The sequence below is a fragment of the Komagataeibacter europaeus LMG 18890 genome, from assembly GCF_000285295.1.
Taxonomy (GTDB): Bacteria; Pseudomonadota; Alphaproteobacteria; order Acetobacterales; family Acetobacteraceae; genus Komagataeibacter; species Komagataeibacter europaeus.
On sequence record NZ_CADP01000001.1, the window covers coordinates 1 to 7507 of the forward strand.

The window sequence follows — 7507 nt, forward strand, 5'->3', positions numbered from 1 at the left end:
CGGTGAACCCGGACCACCGTGCCGTCGATCATCGCATATTCCATGTCGGCCTCGTCAGAGACCGCTTCAAAAAGCCGTTTGAAAACACCGGCTTTCATCCAGTCGCTGTAACGGGAATAGACCGAGTTCCAATGCCCGAAATACGTCGGAAGGTCCCGCCATGGGCTGCCGGTCCGGGCAATCCATAAGACCGCCTCGATAAAAAGACGGTTGTCCTGCCCGCTGCGCCCCCGATCCGTTTTCTTGCCAAGGCACAGCGGTTCCATTTTCGCCCATTGGGCGTCTGTCAGTACGAAGCGATCCATACGGATTTTGAATCACATTTGGTGACTTTGAAAAAGCACAATTCCCAACAGACCCCAAAAACTTCTGTCTGTTTTGCGGGACATTAACAGCGCCAGAATCAAAAACGGGCCGACATGAAGATCATGCCGACCCGTTTCATATCGACGCAATAATCAGGCCGCCTTGTTCAGCCGGTCCAGTTCGGCCACCACGGCCTCCCCCATTCCTGCCGTATTCACTTCTGTCCTGCCCGCACTCATGATGTCCGGCGTGCGCAGGCCCCTGTCCAGTACGTTGGAAACCGCCTTTTCAATCATCGCGGCGTCTTCCTGCATATCGAAGGAATAACGCAACAGCATGGCGAAGGAGAGGATCTGCGCCAGCGGGTTGGCCTTGCCCTGACCCGCGATATCCGGCGCGCTGCCATGGATCGGTTCATACAGCGCGGGCGTGCGGCCATCCTCGCCCTTTGCGCCCAGCGTGGCCGAAGGCAGCATGCCCAGGCTGCCGGTCAGCATGGAGGCAAGGTCGGACAGCAGGTCACCAAACAGGTTGCCCGTCACGATCACATCAAACTGCCGCGGGTTGCGTACCATCTGCATGGCGCAGTTATCGGCCAGCATGTGGCTCAATTCCACGTCCTTGTATTCCCGGTCATGCAATGCGGTCACGACCTCTTTCCACAGCAGGCCGCTTTCCATCACGTTGCATTTCTCGACCGAGCACACGCGGTTGTCACGCTTGCGGGCCAGGTCGAAGGCGACGCGGGCCACGCGCTCGATTTCCGCCGTGGTATAGACTTCGGTGTTGATGCCACGACGTGACCCGTCGGGCAGGGTCTCGATCCCGCGCGGGGTACCGAAATAGATGCCCCCCACCGTCTCGCGCACGATCATGATGTCCAGGCCACGGATGACATCGGGCTTGAGCGTGCTGGCATCGACCAGCGAATCGAACACCTTGGCCGGACGCAGGTTGGCGAACAGCCCCAGTTCCTGACGCAGCTTCAGGATCGCGATTTCAGGCCGGCGGTCAAATCCGGCCGATGCCCATTTCGGGTCCCCCACCGAACCGAACAGCACCGCATCTGCCGCCCGCGCCGCGTCAATCACCTGCTGCGTGATCGGCTGGCCATGCACCGCCAGCGACGCGCCCCCCACCAGATCCTCGCTGATATCAAAACGGATGCCACGCGCCTGCGCCATCCAGTCCATGATGCGCCGGGCCTCCCGCATGATTTCGGGGCCAATGCCATCGCCAGGCAGGATCAGAAGCTTCTTGGGTGCGGACATGACGTCTCCCATCCGGATAATCTGTTTATGAATGATTGGCTGGTGCGCGGTGCGCGCCCTCAGTCAAGGACGATGCGCGGAATCCACGGCTGCGCCTGCGCGCGACGTTCCTCAAAGGTCGTGATCGCCTTTTCATGCTGCAGCGTCTGGCCAATGTCATCCAGGCCTTCCAGCAGCAGCTGCTTGCGCAGCGGGTCAACGTCAAACGGCACTTCCCTGCCATCGGGGCGGATGATGACCTGCCGCGCCAGATCAACCGTGAGGCGGGAATTCGCCCCCTGACGGGCGTCATCCATCAGCTGCGTGCAGACTTCACGCGGCAGCACGATGGGCAGGATGCCATTCTTGAAGCAGTTGTTGTTGAAAATATCGGCGAATGACGGCGCGATCACGCAGCGGATGCCGAAATCCAGCAACGCCCACGGCGCATGTTCACGCGACGACCCGCAGCCAAGGTTGTCATAGGTGATCAGGATCTCGGCCTTGCGATACGGCTCCTGATTCAGCACGAAATCGGGGTTTTCCGATCCATCGGGCCGGTAGCGCATCCCGTCGAACGCATGCACGCCAAGGCCGGAACGCTTGGTGGTCTTGAGGAACCGCGCCGGGATGATCTTGTCGGTATCGATGTTTTCTTCCGGCAGGGGGGCGGCGATGGCCGTGAGGACGGTGAATTTATCCATTGTCAGATCAGCTCCCGCACATCAGTCAGGGTTCCGGTCACGGCGGCGGCGGCAGCCATGGCGGGGGACAGCAGGTGCGTGCGACCGCCAGGGCCCTGCCTGCCCTCGAAATTACGATTGGAGGTGGAGGCACAGCGCTGCCCCGGCGTCAGCCGGTCGGGGTTCATGCCAAGGCACATGGAACACCCGGCCTCACGCCATTCGAACCCAGCCTCCAGGAAGACCTTGTCCAGCCCTTCCTCCTCTGCCTGCGCCTTCACGATACCCGATCCGGGCACGATCATCGCCCGCACGCCGGGGGCAACCTTGCGGCCTGCCGCAACGCTGGCTGCGGCGCGCAGGTCCTCGATCCGGCTGTTGGTGCAGGAGCCTATGAACACGACATCAACCGGCGTGCCCGCAATCTTCTGCCCGGCTTCCAGCCCCATGTAGTCCAGCATGCGCTGCATCTGCCTGCGCCGCGACGGGTCCGCTTCGGCAGCGGGGTCCGGCACGTTGCCGGTTACGGGAATGACGGTTTCGGGGCTGGTACCCCATGTCAGCACGGGCGTGATGTCTTCCGCGCGCAGTTCCACCACGCGGTCGTAATGCGCGCCTTCGTCGGACGCCAGCGTTTTCCAGTAGGCGACGGCTTCGTCAAACGCCTTGCCCTTGGGCGCAAAGGGACGGCCGCGCACGTATTCGAACGTGGTCTCGTCCGGGGCCACCAGCCCGGCACGGGCACCGGCCTCGATCGACATGTTGCACACCGTCATGCGACCCGCCATGTCGAGTTCACGGATGGCGGACCCCGCGAATTCGATCACATGGCCCGTGCCGCCCGCCGTGCCGATATGGCCGATGATCGCCAGCATGATGTCCTTGGCCGTAACGCCGGGGCCAACCTGCCCCTCGACCACGACCTTCATGTTCTTCGCGGGTTTCTGGAGGATGGTCTGGGTCGCCATCACGTGCTCGACCTCGGATGTGCCGATACCGAATGCCAGCGCGCCCAGCGCGCCGTGGGTGGACGTATGGCTGTCACCGCACACGATGGTCATGCCCGGCAGGGAAATCCCCTGCTCCGGCCCGACCACATGCACGATGCCCTGGCGCGCGGACAGCAGCGGGAAATACGTCACGCCGAATTCCCGGACGTTGCGTTCCAGCGTCTCGATCTGGTTGCGGCTGTCAGCTTCCTCGATCGGCAGGGTGCGGTCTGATGTGGGCACGTTATGGTCCACCACCGCGATCGTCGCATCGGGATGGCGCAGGCGGCGGCCGCTCAGGCGCAGCCCCTCGAACGCCTGCGGGCTTGTGACCTCATGCACAAGGTGCCGGTCGATGTAGAGGATGGCCGTACTGTCCGGGAGGGTTTCGACCACATGGCTGTCCCATATCTTGTCGAACAATGTGCGCGGGGCCATCTTGATATTCCTCTCCCGGACGGAAACAGGCCGCCATCACGCGCAGGATACGCACGCAACAGGCAGCCACAAAATCTTGCATGAAAACGGTTCGCCCGTTTCCACCATGACGGTGGGAAACGGGCGAAGGGTCGGCATATTACTCGGCGGCAGTGGTGGCGGCGGGTGCCGCGACTTCACGCTTGCGCTCGGCAATACGGGCGGACTTGCCGCGACGGCCACGCAGGTAATACAGCTTCGCGCGACGGACCACACCGCGACGGACAACCGTGATGTCCGCAATGGTGGGGGAATACAGCGGGAACACACGCTCCACGCCTTCACCGTTGGAAATCTTGCGCACGGTGAAGTTGCTGTTCAAGCCCTTGTTGGAGCGGGCGATCACAACGCCTTCGTAGTTCTGCACGCGCTTGCGGGTGCCTTCGACCACTTCCACGCCGACGCGCACGGTGTCGCCCGGGGCGAATTCCGGCACGGCGCGCTTGGCGGTCAGGCGGGCGATCTCTTCCGCCTCGTACTTCTGGATGATGTTCATGATCCGGTCCTCGTTCGATAGGATTACATGTTCAGTTCAGCCGGTCCGCATCGGCACGGGGGCCTGCGGTCCGGGAAATGTCTTGACCCGTGCCCGCCCGGTAGGCAGCCCACAGGTCCGGCCGACGCGCCTGCGTCACCGTCTCGGATGCCGCGCGTCGCCATTTCGCGATCGCGGCATGATGACCGGACAGCAGGACTTCGGGCACGTCGCGCCCGTCCCATTGTGCCGGCTTGGTATAAAGCGGATATTCAAGCAGACCGTCGGAAAAGCTTTCCTCGACCGCACTTTCGCCCGATCCCATCACGCCCGGCAGCAGCCGCACGCAGGCATCCAGCAGCACGGTCGCCGCCACTTCCCCGCCCGACAGGACATAATCCCCTATCGAGACCTGTTCAGCACCCGAGGCTTCGAGCACGCGCTCATCCACCCCTTCGTACCGCCCACACAGCACCACGACACCCGGACCCGCCGCATACCGGCGGATATCCGCCTGCATCAGACGCCGTCCACGTGGCGTGGGATAGACCAGCGGACGTCCCGCCAGGTCAATATCGGCTATGGCGCTCGCCACGACATCGGGGCGCATGACCATGCCGGCCCCGCCGCCAAACGGCGTATCATCCACGACCCGGTGCCGCCCCAGCCCGTATTCACGCATGTCGCGCGCATCCACGGACCAGATGCCCCGTTCCAGCGCCCGCCCGGCCAGCGAATGGCCCAGCATGCCGGGAAACATGTCGGGAAACAGCGTCAGCGCCGTTGCCTGCCACGTCATGGCCCATCCCCCTGCCCCGCCGTGCCGGGAAAGCATTCGACGGGAACCTCGATCTCATCAGGCTGGCAGATGGCGACCCATCCCGCGCCGACATTCACCACCGGCACGCAGGCTTCGGTGAATGGCAGCAGGATGTTTCTTCCATCCGCACCGTCAATTTCAAGGCTGGTGCCCGCGCCATAGTCATGGACCGCAGCCACACGGCCAACCACGCGGTCCGTGCCGTGTTCGCGCGCTTCCAGCCCGACCAGATCGGCGAAATAGAATTCGTCCTCATCGGGTTCGGGCAGGCTGGCGCGCGGCACGTACAGCTTGCGGTTGACCATCTGCTGGGCGGCTTCGCGGCTGTCGATGGCGTTGCCCGCCGCATCATGCAGCCGGGCCACGCCATTGCCATGCCATGACAGCCGCCACGGGCGGCCAAGGTCATCGACCAGCCCGGCATAGGTGGCCAGGTCTTCCGCCACGGCGGTATAGCTGTGCACATGCACAAGCCCCCGCACGCCATGCGGACGACCCACCACACCCATCAGGACATGATCGCGGTTCATGGGATGACTGCCTGCCTTTCCTGCCTGTCTATCGCGCCAGCAGTCTTACGCTGCGGCTGCTTCAGCAGCGGCGGCGGCACGTTCCTGCGCACGCTTCTTGGGCGCGGACTTCTTCGGCTGCTCGTTCCAGGTCGGCTTCGGCGCCAGGCCTGCGTTGCCCAGGAAGCGGGCCACGCGGTCGGTCGGCAGCGCGCCGTTGGACAGCCAGTGGGTGATGCGCTCGGCAACCAGACGCACGCGGTCGGCGTGGTCGGACGGCAGCATCGGGTTGTAGGAACCAACGCGCTCGATGAAGCGGCCATCACGCGGGGAACGGCTGTCAGCCACGACGATGTGGTAGTAGGGACGCTTCTTCGCACCGGCGCGGGCGAGACGGATCTTGAGGCTCATTTAAGACTTCTCCAGACAGAAAAAAGACAAAAGAAAAACGGAAACGACGTTATGGGATCAGCCGAAAGGCGGACGCCCGCCGCCACCGGGGGGGCGTCCCCCATTGGGCATGAGGGCGGACAGGCCCTGACGCATCAGGCCCTTTACCCCCAGTTTGCTGAACCGCTTCATCATGGAGGCCATCGCGTCGTACTGCTTGAGCAGACGGTTGATCTCCTGCACGGTCGTGCCTGACCCGGCGGCAATGCGCTTCTTGCGTGACGCCTTGATGATGGAGGGCGTGCGCCGCTCCTTGCGGGTCATGGATGAAATGATGGCCTGATGGCGCTTGAGGACGGAGGTATCAAGCTCCTTGTCCCCCAGCGCATCCTTCAGCTTGCCCATGCCGGGCAGCATGCCGAGGATACCGGAAATGGAACCCATCTTGTTGATCTGGCGGATCTGGGCCGCGTAGTCATCAAGATCGAACTTGCCCTGCATCATCTTAAGGGCAAGCTTCTCGCTTTCCTCATGATCCAGGGTATCGGCGGCCTTTTCCACCAGTCCGGCAATATCGCCCAGACCAAGGATACGGCCCGCGACACGCTCGGGGTGGAATTCCTCCAGCGCGTCCAGCTTCTCGCCCGAACCGGTCAGCTTGATCGGCGCGCCGGTAATGGCGCGCATGGACAGGGCGGCGCCACCGCGGGCGTCACCATCCATGCGGGTCATGACAACGCCGGTCACACCCACGGCCTCGTTAAAGGCCTTGGCGGTGTTGACCGCGTCCTGCCCGGTCATGGCATCGACCACCAGCAGGGTTTCGGCAGGGCTGGTTTCGGCCCGGATCGCCCGGACCTCCTCCATCAGCGCCTCGTCAATCGACAGGCGGCCGGCCGTATCGAGGATGACGATGTCATACCCTTCCCGCCTGCCGGTATCCATCGCGCGCTGCGCGATCTGGACCGGGGTCTGCCCCGCGATGATCGGCAGCGACGCCACGCCCGCGCGTTCAGCCAGCTGCGCCAGCTGCAGCTGGGCCGCCGGGCGCTGGGTATCAAGGCTGGCGAGCAGCACCTTCTTGCGCTCACGCTGCGCCAGACGACGCGCGATCTTGCCCGATGTCGTGGTCTTGCCCGAACCCTGCAGGCCGACCATCAGGATCGGTACCGGCGGGGCGGCGTTCAGGTTCAGCGGAACCGCGCCCGCGCCGCCCAGCGCGTCGATCAGCGCGTCATTGACGATCTTGGCGACGGCCTGACCGGGGGAGATGCTGTCCAGCACCTCGTGCCCCACGGCGCGTTCACGGACCTTGTTGACGAAATCCTTGACGACAGGCAGCGCCACGTCGGCGTCCAGCATGGCCAGACGCACTTCGCGCATGGCTTCCGTAACATCCGCTTCCGACAATGCCCCGCGTTTGGCGAGGCCATCGAACACACCGGAAAGCTTGCCTGACAGGGTCTCGAACAAAGTATTTCCCCAAAAGAGGACGCGCCACTGCGCGAACCCTCGCGAAGTGACGTGCCTGATTGTTGGCCGGATTTATCCCCTGCCCCCCGTAATGTCAAGCATTACGGGGCCGCGCATAAAAAAACGGCTGCCCGA

At 63.5% G+C, this 7507-nt stretch carries 9 protein-coding genes; all 9 read right to left on the bottom strand.

Going from position 1 to position 7507, the window contains the following annotated elements:
- Positions 1–305, bottom strand: a 305-nt coding sequence (locus GEU01_RS00005) for an IS5 family transposase (RefSeq protein WP_042710742.1), incomplete at its 3' end; no start/stop codon positions are given.
- Between the two features lie 153 nt (positions 306–458).
- Complete coding sequence (leuB, locus tag GEU01_RS00010; RefSeq protein WP_019084450.1) at positions 459–1577, bottom strand: 3-isopropylmalate dehydrogenase; 1119 nt, start codon at positions 1575–1577, stop codon at positions 459–461.
- 59 nt (positions 1578–1636) lie between these two features.
- Positions 1637–2260 (bottom strand): 3-isopropylmalate dehydratase small subunit, encoded by a 624-nt coding sequence (leuD, locus tag GEU01_RS00015; RefSeq protein ID WP_019084451.1) that lies wholly within the window; start codon positions 2258–2260, stop codon positions 1637–1639.
- A gap of 2 nt (positions 2261–2262) precedes the next feature.
- Positions 2263–3666, bottom strand: a complete 1404-nt coding sequence (leuC, locus tag GEU01_RS00020; RefSeq protein ID WP_019084452.1) for a 3-isopropylmalate dehydratase large subunit — start codon at positions 3664–3666, stop codon at positions 2263–2265.
- Positions 3667–3805: 139 nt separating this feature from the next.
- Positions 3806–4201 carry a 50S ribosomal protein L19 gene (gene rplS, locus GEU01_RS00025; protein WP_010506456.1) on the bottom strand — a complete coding sequence of 132 codons (396 nt, stop codon included), beginning with the start codon at positions 4199–4201 and terminating at the stop codon, positions 3806–3808.
- 31 nt (positions 4202–4232) lie between these two features.
- Positions 4233–4979 (bottom strand): tRNA (guanosine(37)-N1)-methyltransferase TrmD, encoded by a 747-nt coding sequence (gene trmD / locus GEU01_RS00030; protein ID WP_010506458.1) that lies wholly within the window; start codon positions 4977–4979, stop codon positions 4233–4235.
- Positions 4976–5530, bottom strand: a complete 555-nt coding sequence (rimM, locus tag GEU01_RS00035) for a ribosome maturation factor RimM (RefSeq protein ID WP_019084453.1) — start codon at positions 5528–5530, stop codon at positions 4976–4978. The genes trmD and rimM overlap by 4 nt, the downstream gene beginning before the upstream one ends.
- A 45-nt stretch (positions 5531–5575) precedes the next feature.
- Positions 5576–5920, bottom strand: a complete 345-nt coding sequence (gene rpsP, locus GEU01_RS00040; protein ID WP_010506467.1) for a 30S ribosomal protein S16 — start codon at positions 5918–5920, stop codon at positions 5576–5578.
- A gap of 57 nt (positions 5921–5977) precedes the next feature.
- On the bottom strand, positions 5978–7372 hold the full coding sequence (ffh, locus tag GEU01_RS00045; protein WP_010506469.1) for a signal recognition particle protein: 1395 nt from the start codon (positions 7370–7372) through the stop codon (positions 5978–5980).
- Positions 7373–7507 lie beyond the last annotated feature (135 nt).